The sequence below is a fragment of the Massilia sp. IC2-278 genome (genome assembly GCF_020708045.1).
In the GTDB taxonomy this organism is placed as follows: domain Bacteria; phylum Pseudomonadota; class Gammaproteobacteria; order Burkholderiales; family Burkholderiaceae_D; genus Telluria.
The window spans coordinates 48813-66167 of record NZ_JAJFES010000009.1 but is presented as its reverse complement, the minus strand read 5'-3'; the positions used below and the strand labels follow the sequence as shown (position 1 = coordinate 66167).

At 62.6% G+C, this 17355-nt stretch carries 16 protein-coding genes; 7 read left to right on the top strand and 9 right to left on the bottom strand.

Annotated elements, in window-relative coordinates; genetic code table 11:
- Nucleotides 1-140 precede the first annotated feature (140 nt).
- Nucleotides 141-962, top strand: a complete 822-nt coding sequence (gene pyrF / locus LK540_RS16855) for an orotidine-5'-phosphate decarboxylase (RefSeq protein WP_229438464.1) — start codon at nt 141-143, stop codon at nt 960-962.
- Between the two features lie 744 nt (nt 963-1706).
- Nucleotides 1707-1922 (top strand): hypothetical protein, encoded by a 216-nt coding sequence (locus LK540_RS16850; protein WP_229438463.1) that lies wholly within the window; start codon nt 1707-1709, stop codon nt 1920-1922.
- A gap of 223 nt (nt 1923-2145) precedes the next feature.
- Here the strand turns inward: LK540_RS16850 and LK540_RS16845 are convergent, their stop codons facing one another.
- The 3 genes from LK540_RS16845 to LK540_RS16835 form a co-directional block, all read right to left on the bottom strand.
- Complete coding sequence (locus LK540_RS16845) at nt 2146-2826, bottom strand: response regulator transcription factor (RefSeq protein ID WP_229438462.1); 681 nt, start codon at nt 2824-2826, stop codon at nt 2146-2148.
- A gap of 597 nt (nt 2827-3423) precedes the next feature.
- A complete protein-coding gene (sbcB, locus tag LK540_RS16840; protein ID WP_229438461.1) occupies nt 3424-4872 on the bottom strand; it encodes an exodeoxyribonuclease I in 1449 nt (482 codons plus the stop codon).
- Between the two features lie 99 nt (nt 4873-4971).
- Nucleotides 4972-5937, bottom strand: coding sequence for a GGDEF domain-containing protein (locus tag LK540_RS16835; protein WP_229438460.1), 966 nt, complete (start codon nt 5935-5937; stop codon nt 4972-4974).
- A 112-nt stretch (nt 5938-6049) separates the two neighbouring features.
- Between LK540_RS16835 and LK540_RS16830 the strand changes: the two genes are divergently transcribed.
- Nucleotides 6050-6865: a helical backbone metal receptor gene (locus LK540_RS16830; RefSeq protein ID WP_229438459.1), complete on the top strand. Its 816-nt coding sequence runs from the start codon at nt 6050-6052 to the stop codon at nt 6863-6865.
- A gap of 67 nt (nt 6866-6932) precedes the next feature.
- Here LK540_RS16830 and LK540_RS16825 read toward each other — a convergent pair whose 3' ends face one another.
- From LK540_RS16825 to LK540_RS16815, 3 genes are all read right to left on the bottom strand, one after another.
- Nucleotides 6933-7319, bottom strand: a complete 387-nt coding sequence (locus LK540_RS16825) for an HPF/RaiA family ribosome-associated protein (protein ID WP_229438458.1) — start codon at nt 7317-7319, stop codon at nt 6933-6935.
- Nucleotides 7320-7405: 86 nt separating this feature from the next.
- A complete protein-coding gene (locus LK540_RS16820; protein ID WP_229438457.1) occupies nt 7406-8647 on the bottom strand; it encodes an MFS transporter in 1242 nt (413 codons plus the stop codon).
- A gap of 111 nt (nt 8648-8758) precedes the next feature.
- Entirely contained in the window at nt 8759-9787 is a 1029-nt protein-coding gene (locus tag LK540_RS16815; RefSeq protein ID WP_229438456.1) for a CDP-6-deoxy-delta-3,4-glucoseen reductase, read from the bottom strand.
- 235 nt (nt 9788-10022) lie between these two features.
- Between LK540_RS16815 and LK540_RS16810 the strand changes: the two genes are divergently transcribed.
- The 3 genes from LK540_RS16810 to LK540_RS16800 all read left to right on the top strand — a co-directional run bounded on the left by LK540_RS16810 (nt 10023) and on the right by LK540_RS16800 (nt 11680).
- Entirely contained in the window at nt 10023-10877 is an 855-nt protein-coding gene (locus tag LK540_RS16810) for a sugar nucleotide-binding protein (RefSeq protein WP_229438562.1), read from the top strand.
- On the top strand, nt 10874-11077 hold the full coding sequence (locus tag LK540_RS16805) for a hypothetical protein (RefSeq protein WP_229438455.1): 204 nt from the start codon (nt 10874-10876) through the stop codon (nt 11075-11077). Before LK540_RS16810 ends, LK540_RS16805 begins: the two co-directional genes overlap by 4 nt.
- Nucleotides 11078-11416: 339 nt before the next feature.
- On the top strand, nt 11417-11680 hold the full coding sequence (locus LK540_RS16800) for a hypothetical protein (protein WP_229438454.1): 264 nt from the start codon (nt 11417-11419) through the stop codon (nt 11678-11680).
- A gap of 84 nt (nt 11681-11764) precedes the next feature.
- Here the strand turns inward: LK540_RS16800 and LK540_RS16795 are convergent, their stop codons facing one another.
- The 3 genes from LK540_RS16795 to LK540_RS16785 form a co-directional block, all read right to left on the bottom strand.
- Nucleotides 11765-12817 (bottom strand): hypothetical protein, encoded by a 1053-nt coding sequence (locus tag LK540_RS16795; protein WP_229438453.1) that lies wholly within the window; start codon nt 12815-12817, stop codon nt 11765-11767.
- 229 nt (nt 12818-13046) lie between these two features.
- On the bottom strand, nt 13047-14873 hold the full coding sequence (locus LK540_RS16790) for a CHASE domain-containing protein (protein ID WP_229438452.1): 1827 nt from the start codon (nt 14871-14873) through the stop codon (nt 13047-13049).
- A 180-nt stretch (nt 14874-15053) separates the two neighbouring features.
- Nucleotides 15054-16805 (bottom strand): glutamine--tRNA ligase/YqeY domain fusion protein, encoded by a 1752-nt coding sequence (locus LK540_RS16785; protein ID WP_229438451.1) that lies wholly within the window; start codon nt 16803-16805, stop codon nt 15054-15056.
- 243 nt (nt 16806-17048) lie between these two features.
- Between LK540_RS16785 and LK540_RS16780 the strand changes: the two genes are divergently transcribed.
- Complete coding sequence (locus tag LK540_RS16780) at nt 17049-17339, top strand: DnaJ domain-containing protein (protein WP_229438450.1); 291 nt, start codon at nt 17049-17051, stop codon at nt 17337-17339.
- The last annotated feature ends 16 nt before the right edge of the window (nt 17340-17355 follow it).

Genomic DNA, 17355 nt, shown 5'->3' with positions numbered 1-17355 from the left:
GTCCATGGCGAGTTGTCGAATGAATAAAATATACCCCAAGAGCGGCAGTGCCGGTCGCACGGCCGGGCAGGCAGCGGCGGCCGGCGTTGCGGCGCAGGTAAAATACGGGGTTTGCAATGACACCGTGAAGAGGACTTGCCGTGAATTTCATCGATAAACTGTCCGCCGCCTGGACCCGCAACAATTCGCTCCTGTGCGTGGGCCTGGACCCCGACCTGGCGCGCTTTCCCGACGAACTGAAGGATGCGCCGGACGGGATTGTCCGCTTCTGCAAGGCCATCATCGATGCCACAGCCGACCTGGCCTGCGCCTTCAAGCCGCAGATCGCCTATTTCGCGGCGCTGGGTGCGGAAGCGCAGCTGGAAGAAATCTGCCGCTACCTGCGCGAAACCTATCCCCACATTCCGCTGATCCTGGACGCCAAGCGCGGCGACATCGGCGCCACCGCGCACCAGTATGCGCGCGAAGCCTTCGAGCGCTATGGCGCGGATGCGGTCACCGTCAACCCCTACATGGGCTTCGATTCGGTCGAGCCTTACATGGAATGGGCGGACCGCGGCGTGATCGTGCTGTGCCGCACCTCGAATGCGGGCGGCTCGGATTTGCAGTTCCTCGACGTGGGCGGACAGCCGTTGTACCAGCACGTGGCACGGCTGGTGGCGGAGAAGTGGAATCGCAACGGGCAATGCGCGCTGGTGGTGGGGGCGACCTTCCCGGAGGAGCTGGCGCAGGTGCGTTCTATTGTCGGCGACATGCCGCTGCTGGTGCCGGGGATCGGGGCGCAGGGTGGGGATGTGGGGGCGACCGTGCGTTCCGGGCGGACCGCCGATGGGGCCGGGATGATGATCAATTCCTCGCGGGCGATCATTTATGCGAAGCCGGAAGCGGGCGAGGATTTCGCGGCGGCGGCGCGCAGGGTGGCGCGCGAGACACGCGATGAGATCAATCGGTATCGGGGATGATACGGGCAGCCAATCGATTCGTCGGTGGTTGACCACGAGATCCTGTGTGATGAGATGCGCGCACAGTTGCGTAGAGGGATATTCGTATGCGTGGTCCGCGTGAGACAGATCGCCTATTAGAATGAAAATGCGTAGCGTACTGGTTTAGGCAGGGCTGAGCTCCACCATTGTTTTAATTGTGCTGATTGTTGACCGTGGGGCGATGCATCGACAAAGGCGACATGCGCAGAAGGTGTCTGCGCCTGTTTCCCAGTGTCAGCTACAACCGGTTGGTTTAGCTGAGTATGGGAACGCTGAGACTCCCGTACACCAAAGGCCACAAATCGGATGGCGCATTTTATGTTGCCTGGCAGCGTGATTCATTCTACTTCATGAGCGGTTATGGCATAACGAGATGATGTCAGCCAGCTATGCCGAGATTCTTTCGAGTGGCAATATCAACAGTTGACAGAGATCGCAAGAACCATTTACAGAGCCAATCGCACCGACGGCTCAGATCGCAACAATTGCTTAGATTATTAGCATTCAGGTAGCATATACTTGACGTAAAGCTGAGACGTGCTGTTTACCACCGTGAACGTTCGAGTGAGGCTTGCCAAGATGGATACTGGAGATCGAACTGTCACCGTTCAGTCAGTTCGATTACTGGTGGCTCGATATGCTACCCTGCTTCGAAACGCTCGGGACAGTAGTGCGGATTTGGGTGAAGCCATGCGCACTCAACAGGATCTACTCGAGAAATACATGGACAGTTTGCCCAGCGAAGAATGCCAGAGCTTCGCAATTCTGTTTGACAAAGAGATGACCCTGTTACTCAGCAAGTTGCTTGAAGAGACAGCAGAGCTCAGGGAAAAACAAGTTATTCAGGATCAACAACATAACCGGGTTGCTGATCATGCTGCAACCTGGCTCTTCGTCATCCTGATACTCGTCTTCTTGGCAATCGCCGCTAAGGCTTGAGAAGACTAAGATGCTCCTATTCCGAAACAATATCAAACAGCTTCATACGATTTAATGAATTCTAGTGTAATTCTCGCTGCTTTTAACGGCATATAGTTGGCACGCGTTACACTACGTTTGGACTATCAGCAGCTCGTGATCTATGTAGCCAAGCGTTCATGCAAGTTCTTTGTTCTGCTGTTACCCTGGCAGAGAGCCTTTCTCCTGCTGAGCACCATTAACCCTAATTTTTTTCCGCCGAGTCAGAGCCATGGTCGCCGGCCCAGTCTTTGTATGGGCTTATCAGTTTATGAAATATGGCGTATTGTACAAGATCGCTTAAAGTAGAGAGACCAATTTTTGCAAGTAAACGTGTTTTGTAGGTGCTTACTGTTTTGATGCTTAAGTTTAATTGTGCAGCAATTCCTACTTCACTAATGCCGATTGCCAACATTCTAAAAACTTGAAATTCTCTACGACTAAGTAATAGATTGGAAATGTTGCTTGGTTTAAAAATATGTTCTGCTAATGCATCTCGGATCAACGCATTTAGGTGTGGCTTGCCTGAATAAATCGTTTCTATCGCGTGACGAAGCTCGGCCGCTGTACACTGTCTTGCCAAGTAGCCCAATGCCCCACACTTGAAGACTTCTATAGCGGTAGAAAGATCATTGCTATACGAGTGCACCAGTAAACGTAAGCCAGGTTTCAGTTCTCGGAGCTTATCTAATTGTTCGCTTGTGATGCTTCTGAAAAAGGTTAGCTCAACCAAGGCAACATCAAACTTCAAGTACGACAGGCCTGACAAAAGCTGAGCCTGTTCAAATATTTCCATCACTATAGTAATGTCCCTGTGCGAAGCGACAGACGATTGAATTCCAAGTCGCAACACTGCATTTCGCTCAGCAACAAGTAGGCCTATCATGCTCTGTTCCAATTAAGAAATGGAATGCGAGTTGATATGATACTTATTTTTTGGTTGTAAAATCAAATCTAGTTTGGATTTACAGCAGCCTATGCAAAGATCTGCTTTGCTGAAGATAGGGCTCTAAGAGGGAAATTGTATAGTTTTAAAGTTTATTAAGCTAAATAGGCATTCAGCTATTTACATGCCAATATTACCCACAGGATCTTCTGGGCATGGTACTTTAAGGCCGGCCCTTTGTCTGAAATGCGAGCCTGAAGCATCGATTGTGATTCTGGTCGATGTCTTCACTGCATTACGTCGTTTAACATGGGAATGTTAACCTCTCCTGGAGACCAACGCCGTGATGTCTGCTTTCGTCACCGGCTACTGGATACCGTGCTCTCCCATGCTAGTTACTTTCGCTTATTCGTAGACTTTCCAGGCTTTTCAGCTGGATTCTCCGGCACACTCCATGAGTAGATCGGAGTTGGTCTGATCTCGCAAGAGACGCCCACGGTAAAGTGGGCCGGGCCGCACAAGGCTCCACAGTCCACGCGGATTCAGTCCAACACTGAGGGCTCAGGCAATAGCTCCAATACACTAGCTATGCCAACTTCAATACCGCTCCGGCGCAATCATCTCCACGTAATCGTACAACGCCCCCAGAACCTCCTGCGCCCGCTCATCCGCCGTCTCCGACAGCGCATCGATCTCCCCGAACAACTGGTCCACCGTCCGCGCATTCCCCGCCCCATCGAACAGGCGCGCCGCGCGGTGCTCTTCCCAGCGCGCCATTTCCACCTCGTTCAAGGTCTCCGGGAAATTGCGTGCACGATAGCGGAACAGCAGCTCGACCAGACGCTCGTCCTCGAACGCCGCCTGCATGCTTGCCAGCCGGGCCGGCGTTTCGCCGCGCATGGAATCGAGCTTGCGCCGGTCGTTGTTGCCGATGAAGCCGCCATACAAATCCTCATCGACATCGGTCTCGTCGACGGCGGCAGGTTTCTTGAACACCTGCGCCCACACCGCCGCCATGTCCGGCCCCTGCGCCGCCAGCTGGGCATGCGCGCGGTGCCGGGCCACGTCGATGCCCCAGCGCTCGGCCATCGCCGGGCTCAGGGTCTTCAAATTCCCGACCAGCATCGGCGACTTGTTCAGGTGCACGCTCTTGATCGGCAGGCGCGTCACGCCCTCGGGCAAGTCGCTGCTGCGCGTGAACATGCGCTGGCGAATCGTGTCCACGTCCAGCCCGAACAGTTCCGACGGATCGTGGCGGCAATCCCAAACTAAAATCTCGTTCTTGTTCGACGGATGCTGGGCCAGCGGCCACACCAGGCCCAGGCAACCCTGTTCCACCGGGAACATGCCCGACACGTGGAGGAAGGGCTGGCGCAGCGCCGGTTCCAGGTGCAATCCCATCTCGGCGGCGACCCGGTCCTTGCGCCGCAGTTCCAGGCAAAAGTCGAACAGTTTCGGCTGCCTGCTGCGGATCAGGCGGGCCAGGGCGATGGTGGCGCGCACGTCGGACAGCGCATCGTGCGCCGACTCGTGGGCCAGGCCGTTGGCGGCCGTCAGGTGCTCCAGCCGGAAGCTCGGGCGTCCATCCTCGTGGCGCGGCCACTCGATGCCGTCCGGACGCAGGGCATAGGTCATGCGCACCACGTCGAGCAGGTCCCAGCGGCCGCAGCCGTTCTTCCACTCGCGCGCATACGGATCGATCAGATTGCGCCAGAACAGGAAGCGCGTGACCTCGTCGTCGAAGCGGATGGTGTTGTAGCCGACGCCGACCGTGCCGGGCTCGGCAAACGCCGCCTCGACCTGGCGTGCGAACTCGTGCTCGGGCACGCCCAGTTCCAGGCATTGCTGGGGCGTGATGCCGGTGATCAGGCAGGACTGCGGGTCGGGCAGGTAGTCGTTGGCCGGCTGGCAGTACAGCATGACCGGATCGCCGATCTCGTTGAGCTCGGCATCGGTGCGGATCGCGGCGAACTGGGCCGGACGGTCGCGGCGCGGCTGGGCGCCGAAGGTTTCGTAGTCGTGCCAGAGGAAGGTGTGGTTGCTCATCGAAGTCCGTGATTAAGACGCTGGTGGAGTAGTCCGCCAGCGTGGCACGGAATTGTCGGGCGCGCGCCCTGTTCCGTCAACCTGCCAGGGTCCGGGCGCTTACAGGCTCACGCAGTTGCGGCCCGCTTCCTTGGCCCGGTACAGGGCGGCGTCGGCGGCGTCGATGAGGGCGGTTTCGTCGGCGCTCGGGTCGAGCACGGCCACGCCGAAGCAGGCGGTCAGGTGCGGCATCGGCACGCGCATGTCGGGGAAGAGCACGGTCTCGCGCATCTTCTGGCACAGGCGGTTCGCCACCATGTGCGCCATCTCGGCATTGGTGTCGGGCAGCACCGCCATCAGTTCTTCGCCGCCATAGCGCACGGCGAAGTCAGAGGGCCGCAGGCCGTCGCGGATCACGTTCGCCGCGGCGCACAGGGCGGCGTCGCCGACCAGGTGGCCATGGGTATCGTTGAACTTCTTGAAGTTGTCGAGGTCAACCATGAGCAGGGCCAGCGGGCTGCCCTGGGCACGCGCGCGGCCCACCAGTTTCGGCAGCATGTCGGCCAGCCAGGTGCGGTTGTACAGCCCGGTAAGGGTGTCGTTCAGCGAGAGCTGGCGGTAGAACTCGCCCAGCTTCTGGCGCCGGCGCAGCATGGCGTTGGTGGCGCGGATGCGGAAGGACAGCAAACGCAGCAGGTTGCGCGCCACGGCGTTCGAGTGGTCGATGAGTTCCCAGGCGAGTTCGGATTCGATCACGAGAAGAAGGGTGTCTTCCACCGCGCGCACGGCGTCCAGGTTCACGGCGTCGTCCAGTACCGATTGCTCGCCCACGCTTTCGCCGGGCAGGATGCGGTTCACGTTGCCGTCCGAGGCGCCGGCGTGGCCGTCGGTCTCGACTTCGAGCATGCCGGCGAGCACGATGTACAGGCGGGCGCGGACCGTGTCTTCGATGAGTTCGCCTTCGGTGACCCGCACCACGTCGCACTCGGCGATGGCGCGCGCCGCCGCGGCCATGTCGGCCCCGCGGAACAATTGCAGGTCGTCGATTTTGTGCCCCGACTGGCCAAACTTACCGATGTGTTTCAAGACTTTTCTCCGCGTGGTTGCTGGCGCAGTGTAAACCATAAGTTGCATGATAAACCATCATGCGAATCGGATCGGCTGGTGTTTCGGAAACATCGGTGTTCCAATAGCGGCCATGACTTCACCAGACCATCATCTTGTCGACGCCCTCGGCGTCCAGCACCAGCCGGCGCCCGCTGCGCGCATCGTGTCGCTGGTCCCCTCGATCACCGAACTGCTGTGCGACCTGGGCCTGGCCGGGCAGGTGGTCGGCCGCACCGGCTTCTGCATCCATCCGGCCGAGGTGGTCAAGACGATCCCGAAGATCGGCGGCACCAAGGACATCAACATCGAAAAGATCCGCAAGCTGGCGCCGACCCACCTGGTGGTGAACATCGACGAAAACGAAAAGCCGACCGTCGAGGCGCTGGCCGCATTCGTGCCGCACATCGTCGTCACCCACCCGGTGGCGCCGCGCGACAACCTGGGGCTGGCGCGCCTGCTGGGCGGCATCTTCGGCGCCGCCGAGCGGGCCGAGGCCTGGTGCGCGGCCTTCGAGGCCGAGTACGCGGCGCTGCGCGCGCAGGGCACAGGGCCCACGCGCACGGTGCTGTATTGCATCTGGCAAGACCCGTGGATGAGTATTTCCAGCGACACGTATATTGCGCGCATGCTGGGCGAGCTGGGCTGGCGCGTGCCGGCGTTGGGCGAGGCACGTTATCCGCGCTTTGCCTGGTCGAGCGAACTGGTCGGCCAGCTGGACGCGGTGCTATTGTCGACCGAACCCTACCGCTTCACGCAGGCGCACGCGGACGCGCTCGAGAAGCAGCTCGGCATCCCTGTGTTCCTGGTCGATGGGGAAATGATGTCCTGGTATGGCAGCCGGGCCTTGCCCGGACTGCGCTACCTGCGCGACGTACGCGCGATGGTCGAGGGGACTGCGCCGGGCTGATCAGGGCCTTGGCCCCGGCCCGGCAAGGCCACATGACAGGATGCCGCGTGGCGCAGCGCGTCCTACCTTACGCGCCGCTGGTCAGGTTCTTGTCGGACAGGATGTCCACGGCGTCGTCGACCGGAGGCGCTTCGTGGCGGCCCTTGTCGTTCAGGCGGCCGATGGCGCTGTCGAGCGCGCGCTTGAGCTTGCCGCCGGCGTTCGAGATCGCTTGGTGCAGGTTGACTGCATGCTCTTTCACGACAACAGGCGCGTAGCCGTTGACGCGTGCTTCCATCATGCAGTAGTTGCCGCCGTCCAGTTGCTTCTGGCTATTCTCGTTGCTCAGGTGGACATCGACGCGGTTGACCTGCTCGCTGAAGCGGCCGATCGAGGACTGGACCACGCTTTCGACGTGTTCGTCCAGGCCTTGGTGTTTTTCGATGGTGTGGTCGGTGTTGACATTGATTTGCATAGTTGGCTCCCTATTCACAAGTGCTGGAGCCGATCTTACACATCCTGCATGATTTACTGTGTTCGGCCACGCACCGAGCGCCTCAACTAAGTCTTCTTCTCGTTATGCGGGAAGCGGTCCATCTTCGAGAGCACCGGGAACAATACCGCCCACAGGCCGGTCACGGCCAGTGTGGCCGCGCCTCCCAGCAGGATCGCGCGCGTCAGGCCGAGCCAGCCGGCGGTGATGCCCGATTCAAATTCGCCCAGCTCGTTCGAGGCGCCGATGAAGACCGAGTTCACGGCGCTCACGCGGCCGCGGATTTCGTCCGGCGTTTCGTATTGCACCAGCAAATGGCGCACGTAGACGCTAACCATGTCGCCCGCGCCGAGGATGAAGAGGGCGGCCAGCGCCACCGGGAAGCGGTCGGTGAAACCGAGCGTGAGCACGGCCAGCCCGAACACGGCCACGCCGCCGAACATCCAGGCGCCCACGTGGCGGCGCAGCGGGAAGAAGGCCAGGGCGATCGAGCACAGCGCGGCGCCGGCGCCCGGCGCGGTGCGCAGCCAGCCGAGCGCGGTGGGGCCGGCGTGCAGCACGTCGTGGGCATAGGCCGGCAGCAGGGCGGTGGCGCCGCCGAACAGCACCGCGAACAGATCGAGCGAAATCGCGCCCAGCACGATCGGACGCGACCAGACGAAGCGCAGGCCCTCGAGCAGGGAATGCCAGCTGACCGGCGCCGTGCTGCGCGCCTGCGGGGCGCTGTTTGCCGAGGCCATCAGGATCACGGAAATCAGCAGCAGCGCTGCCGACACCGAGTACACGAAGGTCGGGCCGAACACATACAGCAGGCCGCCCAGCACCGGGCCGGCGATCACGGCCACATGGAAGGTCGAGGACGAGAGGGCGACGGCCTGGCCGAAGTCCTTGTCCGGCACCAGGTTGCGCAGCACCGCCTGCGAGGCCGGCATCATGAAGGCGCGCGCGCTGCCGAACAATACCAGCACGGCGAACACCGGCCACACGACCTTGCTGCCGCTGAAGGTGAACGCCAGCAGCAGCGCGCTCACCAGCAATTGCACCAGCATGCAGGCGACGATGATCTTGCGGCGGTCGTGGCGGTCGGCCACGTGGCCGGCCCACAGGATCAGCACCAGGAAAGGCGCGAACTGGGCCAGGCCGATCAGGCCGAGGTCGAACAGGCTGCCGGTGATCTGGTAGACCTGCCAGCCGACGGCGACGCTTTGCATCTGGACGGCCAGGGTGCCGAGGAAACGGGCGGACAGGTAAAAGGAGAGGTTGCGGTTGCGCAGGACGCCCAGACCGCCGGTTGGCGACAACAGAGACATGGATGGAGGAAAATGACTGGCGAGAAGCCGGTCATTGTGCCTGAATCCGGATCAGGCTGCTGGCGGGTGGACGGCTGCGCCGTCCACCCTGTGCCGATCGAGCTTAGCGATTCATTCGCGAGCCAGATCCGCCTCGGTCGTAAACGAATCCGCAAAGAACTCGTCCGCCGGCAGGCCGCACTGCGCCACGTACTGCTCGCGCGCCGCATCGACCATCACCGGCGCGCCGCAGGCGTACACCTGCCAGCCCGACAGATCCGGGATGTCCTGCATCACCGCCGCGTGCACGTAGCCGCTGCGGCCGGTCCAGTTGTCTTCGGGCAGCGCATCCGAGATCACCGGCACGTAGCGGAAGTCGGGCAGGGTGGTGCTCCAGGCCTGGCACAGCTCGTCCATGTACAAGTCCTGCGGACGGCGCCCGCCCCAGTACAGGCGCACAGGGCGCTCGGACTTCAGGTGCATCAGATGTTCGACCAGCGCCTTGACCGGCGCGAAACCGGTGCCCGAGGCCAGCAGCACGATCGGCTTGTTCGATTCCTCGCGCAGGAAGAAGGTGCCGAGCGGGCCTTCGAAACGCAGGATGTCGCGCTCCTTCATGGCGCCGAACACATGGTCGGTGAACACGCCGCCGGGCAGGTGGCGGATGTGCAGTTCCAGCGGGCGCTCGAGCGAGGGCGCGCTGGCGATGCTGTAGGCGCGGCGCTTGCCGTCTTTCAGCAGGAACTCGATGTACTGGCCGGCGCGGTAGGCCAGCGCCTCGTTGGCCGGCAACTGCAGGGTGACGATGGCGACGTCGGGCGCGGCACGGGTGATGCTTTGCACGCGGGTCGGCATCTTGCGCAGCGGGTAGTCGCTGCTGCCGCCGACTTCGCGCGCCTCGATGGTGACATCGCCATCCGGCACCGCGCAGCAGAACAGGGACATGCCCTGCAGCTTTTCCTGCTCGCTCAGGGCGCGCGCCTGGTGCGGCTTGTGGGCGACGCTGCCGTCGACGACCTTGCCCTTGCACGAGCCGCAGGCGCCGTTCTTGCAGCCATACGGCAGGCCGACGCCGGCGCGGATCGCGGCGGCAAGCACGGTTTCGTCAGGCTCGCAGGCGAATTGGTGGCCGCTGGGCTGGACAGTGATCTGGTACGTCATGGGTGTATGCGTAGAATAGGGTGAAAAGAGCGGACGGGATCGTGCCGCCGTAACAGATAGCTATTTTACACGGGGCCTTCATTGCGCGAGGCCGCCTGGCGGACGGCGCCTGGCGCGCACCAGGCAGGCCTGCGCGCAGGCACGCCGGCGCTCGCTTACAATCGCTGCCGTGAACACACCATCTTCCCATCTGAAACGTCCGCGCCTGCTGCTGGTGGGCTGCGGCGACGTCGGCATGCGCCTGCTGCCGCTGCTCGCGGGGCGATATCGCGTCTTTGCCATGACGCGCGACCCGGCGCGCTGCGCCGAACTGCGCGCGGCCGGCGCCGTGCCCGTCGTTGCCGATCTCGACCAGCCGGCCTCGCTGGCGCGCCTGCGCGGCTTGGCGCAGCGTGTCGTGCACCTGGCGCCGCCGCGCCCGGAAGGCGAGCGCGACCTGCGCACGCGCCACCTGGCCGCCCTCCTGCCCGAGGGCGCCCGCGTCGTCTACGTAAGCACGACCGGCGTCTACGGCGACTGCGGCGGCGCCCTGGTCAACGAAACGCGCAGCGTGGCGCCGAAGAATGCGCGGGCCCGGCGGCGCGTGGATGCCGAGCGGGTCCTGCGCGCCTGGGCCCGCCGCAACGCCGGGCAAGTGGCCATCCTGCGCGTGCCCGGCATCTACGCGGCCGAGCGCTTGCCCCTGAAGCGGCTGCGCGAAGGCACGCCCGCCTTGCAGCCCGAGGACGACGTCTACACGAATCACATCCAGGCCGACGACCTGGCGCGCATCATCGTGCACGCCTTGCGCCGGGCCTTGCCGAACCGGGTCTACCACGCCGTCGACGATACGCGCATGCAGATGGGGGCGTATTTCGATGCCGTGGCCGACGCGTACGGCTTGCCGCGTCCGCCGCGCCTGGCGCGCGCGGACTTGCAGAGCCAGGTGTCGCCGATGCTGCTCTCCTTCATGTCGGAGTCGCGCCGGCTCGACAACACGCGCCTGCGCGAACTGGGCGTGCGCCTGCGCTATTCCGACGTCGCCGCGGCCCTGGCCGAATGGGCGCCGGCCCACGCTGGTACAATGCCCGCCTTGAGGAAAGAACCATGACCTACGAAGAATACCTGGATGAAGTGACGACCCTAATCGTCGAAAAGTACAACCTCTCCGACGAGGCCGCCATCAAGATCGTCGTCGACGCGCAGGACAAGGGCTATTTCATAGCCCACGACGACAAGAAGGCGATGCGCACCCTGGACCGCGCCCACGACGACGCCCGCGCCCTGTTCAAGGCCAGCGGCGCGAAGTAATAGCAGCACCGGCTCCTCCCCGGAGCCGTATCGGATCTCCTTCCTGCAGGCGCCACCCGGCGCCTGTCTTACTTTTCGCCCTGTTCTTGCGTGATGCATCGGTGCATCCGGGTGCATGGCCACGTCACATCCGTTGGATAACTTCCACATTTTCCTTTCAACTTGTAGGGCTATTCCTACAATTGCTTGAATAAAACGTAACTTTCCCTTTATCATTGCGGCTTGAAAAAATCACCGTACAAACGGTGTCGATTTAGCTCGCCAGGCCAATTTTTTACGCTCAAAAGTTAAATGTAAGAAATTACTGACGGATTGTGATATTTGGAAAGAATTCAAGACATGCCTATCAGAAGATTGCCGGAAGGCGCAGATTACGACCCGAACCGCGTCCTGGACGCCATCATCGCCAAGCTGCAACTGAAAAACGATGCAGCCCTGTCGCGCGCCCTGGAAGTGGCGCCGCCGGTGATCAGCAAGATTCGCCACAACACCCTGCCGATCGGCGCCACCATCCTGTTGCGCATGCACGAGATCAGCGATTTCAGCATCCGTGAACTGCGCGCGCTGATGGTGTCGACGCGCGCCGAAGCGGCTGTGGCCTAAAGAAAAAAGCCGGCTGCACGGGCCGGCTTTGCAAGACTTCGCAAGAGGCAGGGTGGCGTGAGCCGGCCCTGCCTTTCTTTTTTCTCAGGCAGCAACCGGAGCCCGGCCGCACCACGCGGTCTGGACGGCAGCAGCCTCAGCCGCGGCGGGAGCGCGGCCGCACCAGGCGGTGTCCTGCGCAGCCGCGGTCTTTGCCGGGGCACGGCCGCACCACGCGGTGTCTTTCGCAGCGGCGTCGGCTTTTGCCGGGGCACGGCCGCACCATGCGGTATCTTTCGCAGCGGCTTCGGCTTTTGCCGGGGCACGGCCGCACCATGCGGTGTCCTTCGCAGCTGCCTCGGTCTTGACCGGGGCGCGCCCGCACCACGCGGTATCTTTCGCGGCGGCTTCGGCCTTTGCCGGCGCCCGGCCACACCACGCGGTATCGTTCGCCGTGGCTTCGGTTTTTGCCGGCGCACGGCCGCACCAGGCGGTCTGCACCGCATCGGCGATCGGCTTGATCGGCGCCCGGCCGCACCACGCGGTCTTGGCCAGGGCGGCATCGGTGCCGGCCGGGGCACGGCCACACCAGGCGGTCTGGGCGGCGCCATCGGCGGACACGGCCGGGGCACGGCCGCACCAGGCGGTCTCGGCGGCGCGCTCGGCGCTCACAGCCGGCGCACGGCCGCACCATGCCGCCTCGGCAGCGGCGTCGACCACATTCGCCGGGGCACGGCCGCACCAGGCGAGGTCGGCCTGGGCTTCGGCATCGAAGCTGAAGTAGGCTTCGCCGAAGGTCGATTCGTACAGTTCGCGCATCCGTTCGCCTGCCTGCTGCTGGACGGCGACGTCGTCTTCGCTGCGCAGGCCGATGTACGGGTAGTGGTGCAGGAAGTAGCCGAAGGCCTGTTCGCAGTCCTGGGCGTACTTCATGGTGTCGAGGATGTGGTAGTGCCAGAAGGTGTCGACGTCGACCTGCGGCGCGGTCTCGTCGTTCGGGAAGGCCTTCATCAGATACAGGAAGCGACGGTACTCGACTTCCATGGCGTTGACCTTGTCCAGGGACCAGCCTTCGCCGGATTCCTTGTGCATCAGCTTTACTTTAATCGGGCTCAAATCCAGTGCGGCGATTGCTGCGAAATCGTTATTCGAGATCATGATTCATCCTATCGTTTTGGATACTGCATCGTTATTGTGTTGTGTATGACTGGACGGTCGATGAGACATGCTGGCGAATGGTCTAGTCCTCCTCGGGGTGGTTGCCGTGTGCATCACTGCGGGCTTGTTGATGCATCACAGTGAGAACCATTCTCTACCCCAAACTTCCTGAAATAATTGATTTTGCGCAAGTTGAGTGATGTCAAGCAATTTCCTGTGGTAAATCGCACTACAGGCTCTCGAACGCTTTCGCCGGGCTGGCGACGGCGGGCGTTCCCGGGACGACCGACAGCAGGTTGTCGGCCACCGGAATCGCCACGTGCACCGTGGTGCCGGCGTTCGGCCGGCTGGTAATGACGCATTTGCCGCCCAGGATGCGCACCCTTTCCTCGATGCCGACCAGGCCGAAGGAACCCGGTTTCTGTCCGCCGCCCTTGTTCAGGCCGATGCCGTTGTCGCTCACCGTCATCGTGATCGACTCCTCGTCCAGCGCCAGCTCGACCCGCACGCCCGTGGCGCGCGCATGGCGCGAGACGTTCGTCAGCGACTCCTGCAGGATGCGGAACAGGGTGGTGGCGCAGCGGTCGCTGACGTGCAGCTCGCGCCCGTCCGACACCAGCTCGCAGGCGATCCCGGTGCGGCGCTGGAATTCGGCGATCTGCCAGTCGACCGCCGCCGTCAGGCCCAGGTCGAGCACGTGCGGCCGCAGGTCGTTGATGATCTGGCGCACGCTCTTGATGGTGGCGTCGATCTGTTCCAGGGTCCAGCGCGCCCGCGCGTGCAGGCGCGGATGGCGCCCGCTGGTGCGCGAGGCCAGCAGGTCGGCCTCGATGCGCAGGGCCAGCAGGTTCTGGCCGAGGTCGTCGTGGATCTCGCGCGCAATGCGCTTGCGCTCGCTTTCCTTGATGGTTTCCGCATGGGCCGCCAGGCGCCGCAGGTTGTCGTTGGTCTTTTGTAGCTTGGCTTCACTGGCGCGCAGTTCGCCCGTCATTTCCTCGGCCAGCTCGATGGCGCGCCGGCGCGAGGAACTCAGGGTCTGGTACAGCGCATACAGCAGGCTGGTGCCGACCATGCCGGCCAGCATTGCCACCCAGGGCAGGTAGATGTCGAGCTCCGAATACATGTCGCGCTTGCTGATGCGAAAATCGATGTCCCAGCCGCGTCCGCTCACGCCCACCGGCAGCAGGGCGCGAAACACGCCGGGGTCGTCGGCGGCGTCGGGATGGTTGTCGAAGAACACGGTGCGCTTGTAGACCCCCGGCGGCCCGCCGGGTTCTTCTACCGGACTCATGCCGGAAATCACGAGGCGCGTGGTGTGCTTCGGCATGTTGTCGAGTACGCCCTGGGCCAGGCGCTCGACGCTGAAGCCGATCCCGACCGAGCCGATGTAGGCGGCGCGGCGCTGGGCCACGTCGCCCAGCGGCATGGCCGGACGGTAGACGGGCATGCGCATGCCCAGTCCGCTGCCGCTGCTACGGATCGCCACCCGTGTGCCCGAGGTCGAGGCTTCGCCGGTGTCGCGCGAGTGCGCCAGGGCCAGCGCCACGGCGGGGCGCGCCTGCAGGTCCATGCCGAGGCGGTTGTTCCAGGCCTGGTTCGGCTCGACGAAGGTGAGCACCGTGTACTCGGGGCGCCGGCCTTCGGGCTGGATGCGGAAGGCATGCTGTCTGCCGTCGAGTTCGCTACGCACCTGCTCCTCGAAGGCGGTGCGCCCGGCGTCGCTCACGTAGCGCGCGAAATTGATGGTCTCGACGCCGGGGAAATGGTTGCTCAGGTCAAGGCCGACGACATATTGCTGGAATTGCTGGCGAGACAGATTCTCATCCGTCAGGAACAAGGCGGAGGCACCGCGCAGCAGGTCGGCATAGGTCTTGATGCGACCGTCCAGGATCGACTGCACGGTGCGCGCCATATGCAGGAAGCGCTCGTGCGAATCGTGTTCGATGGCGCGGCTGGTGCTGATGTGCAGGCCCGCCCCAACGCCGAGCGAGAGCAGGGCGCCCAGCCATGAGCCGAGTTTGATTGCCCGGATTGTTGCAATGAAGTCGGCTGTCATTCCCATGTCCGCCTCGGCCTGTGTGTTTTTCTATGACCTTTCTGATTTCGATCAGAATCGCGCAGACAGACTTTGGTGTTACCTAGCAGCCCTGATAGGTTGATGGCGGCAAAGCGAACAACATAAAAAAATCCCGCCGCGGTTGCCCGGGCGGGATCCGATGACTCGGGGAAATCCAGCTTATTTGCCCCAGCTATCCTTCAGCGTGGTCACGCGGTTGAACACGGGTTTGCCCGGCTGCGAATCGACGCGGTCGGCAACGAAATAACCGTGGCGCTCGAACTGGAAGCGCTGGTCCCCCACGGCCGCAGCCATGCCCGGCTCCAGGTAGGCGGTGACGGTTTCCAGCGCGTTCGGGTTCAGCGCGGCCTTGAAGTCCTTGCCGCCGGCGTCAGGCTGGGCTTCCAGGAACAGGCGGTCGTACAGGCGCACTTCCGCTTCCAGTGCCGAGGCGGCGCTGACCCAGGTGATGTTGCCCTTTACCTTGTAGTTGTCGGCGCCCGGCGTGCCCGACTTCGAGTCCTCGAAGTACTTCACATGCACGGCCGTGACTTTGCCGTTCTCGTCCTTCTCAAAGCCCGTGCACTCGACCACGTAGCCGTACTTCAGGCGCACGCGCGCGCCCGGCTGGTCGCCGATTGGCGGGGTGAAGCGGAAGTAACCCTTGGTCGGGGTTTCCATGAAATCTTCCTGCTCGATCCACAGTTCGCGCGTGAACGGGAAGTGGCGCAGGCCCATTTCTGGATGGTGCGGGTGGACCGGCGAGGTGCAGTCGTGCGCTTCACCTTCGGGGAAATTATCCACGATCAGTTTCAAAGGACGCAGCACGGCGATCGCGCGCGGCGCCTTCGGATCGAGGTCGTCGCGCAGTGCGCCTTCCAGCGTGCTCATGTCGATCCAGCCGTCGGCCTTCGACACGCCGATGCGCTCGCAGAACAGCTGCAGCGATTCCGGCGTGTAGCCGCGGCGGCGCAGGCCGACGATGGTCGGCATGCGCGGGTCGTCCCAGCCGGTGACGACGCCGTCGTCGACCAGCGCGCGCAGCTTGCGCTTCGAGGTGACGACATACGTCAGGTTCAGCCGCGAGAATTCGTACTGGCGCGGCACCGGGCGCGGGAAGAAGCCGCCTTCGGCCAGGGTCTCGACCAGCCAGTCGTAGAACGGGCGGTGGTCCTGGAATTCCAGCGTGCACAGCGAGTGCGTGATGCTTTCCAGCGCATCCGAAATCGGGTGCGTGTAGTCGTACATCGGGTAGATGCACCAGTCGTCGCCCGTGCGGTGGTGGTGCGCATGGCGGATGCGGTACAGGGCCGGGTCGCGGTTGGTCATGATCGGCGAGGACATCGCGTCTTCGCTCATCTTGGCGCGCAGGATGTGCTCGCCGTCCTTGTACTTGCCGGCCTTCATGTCGCGGAAGATCTGCAGCGATTCTTCCGGCGGGCGGTTGCGGAAAGGCGAATTCGTGCCCGGCGTACCGAAGTTGCCGCGGTTCCTAGCCATGTCTTCGGCGCTCTGGCTGTCGACGTAGGCATAGCCCTTCGTGATCAGGTACTCGGCCATCTCGTACAGCTTGCCGAAGTAGTCCGAGGCGTAGTGCAGGTATTCCTCGCCGCCTTGCTCCCAGGTGAAGCCCAGCCACTTCACGCTGTCCATGATGGTGTCGACGTATTCCTGGTCTTCCTTCTCGGGATTGGTGTCGTCGAAGCGCAGGTGGCAGCGGCCGGCGTAGTCGCGCGCCAGGCCGAAGTTCAGGCAGATCGATTTCGCGTGGCCGATGTGCAGGTAGCCGTTCGGCTCGGGCGGGAAGCGCGTGATAACTTCCGGCATGCCGTCGCGTTTATGCGTGCCGGCCGCCAGGTCGTTCTCGATGATGGCGCGCACAAAATTCGACGAAGGCGCGTTGGCCGCCGCATTGTTCTTTTCAGTGCTCATGAAAGATGGAGTTTGAATAGGTAAAGTTCTTGCCATTTTACCGTAGACGGGGGCGCCACGGTCCGTGTATGTGGTGGAGCGCACGGAGCGGCCTTCACCCAAGGCACATACTTGGGAGTCATTGTCCTGACTTGCAAGTGGCCGCCAGGTGCTTTCCATCCGCTTGGCTGTCCTGACAAGTTGGTGATTTCTATAGGATAATCTCGTTTTGCCGTTTTTCGGCACCAGCCGGAGAGTTCCAAATTGGAAAATTTATACGCGATCCTCGGCGTCGCGCCGAATGCCAGCGACGATGAGATCAAGAAGGTCTACCGCTCGCTGGCGATGCGCTACCACCCCGACCGCAACCAGGCGCCGGGTGCGGAAGCGCGCTTCAAGGCCGTCAGCAAGGCCTACGAGATCCTGTCCGACCGCGCCAAACGCGACGAATACAACCAGAGCGTGAACCACCGCATCGTGCTCGATGCCGAGGCCGAGGCCTTTGAGCTGTGGCGCTCGCTATTCGCGCTGAACGGCGTGACGCTGCAAGTCTGAGCCGAATGAAGAGCCG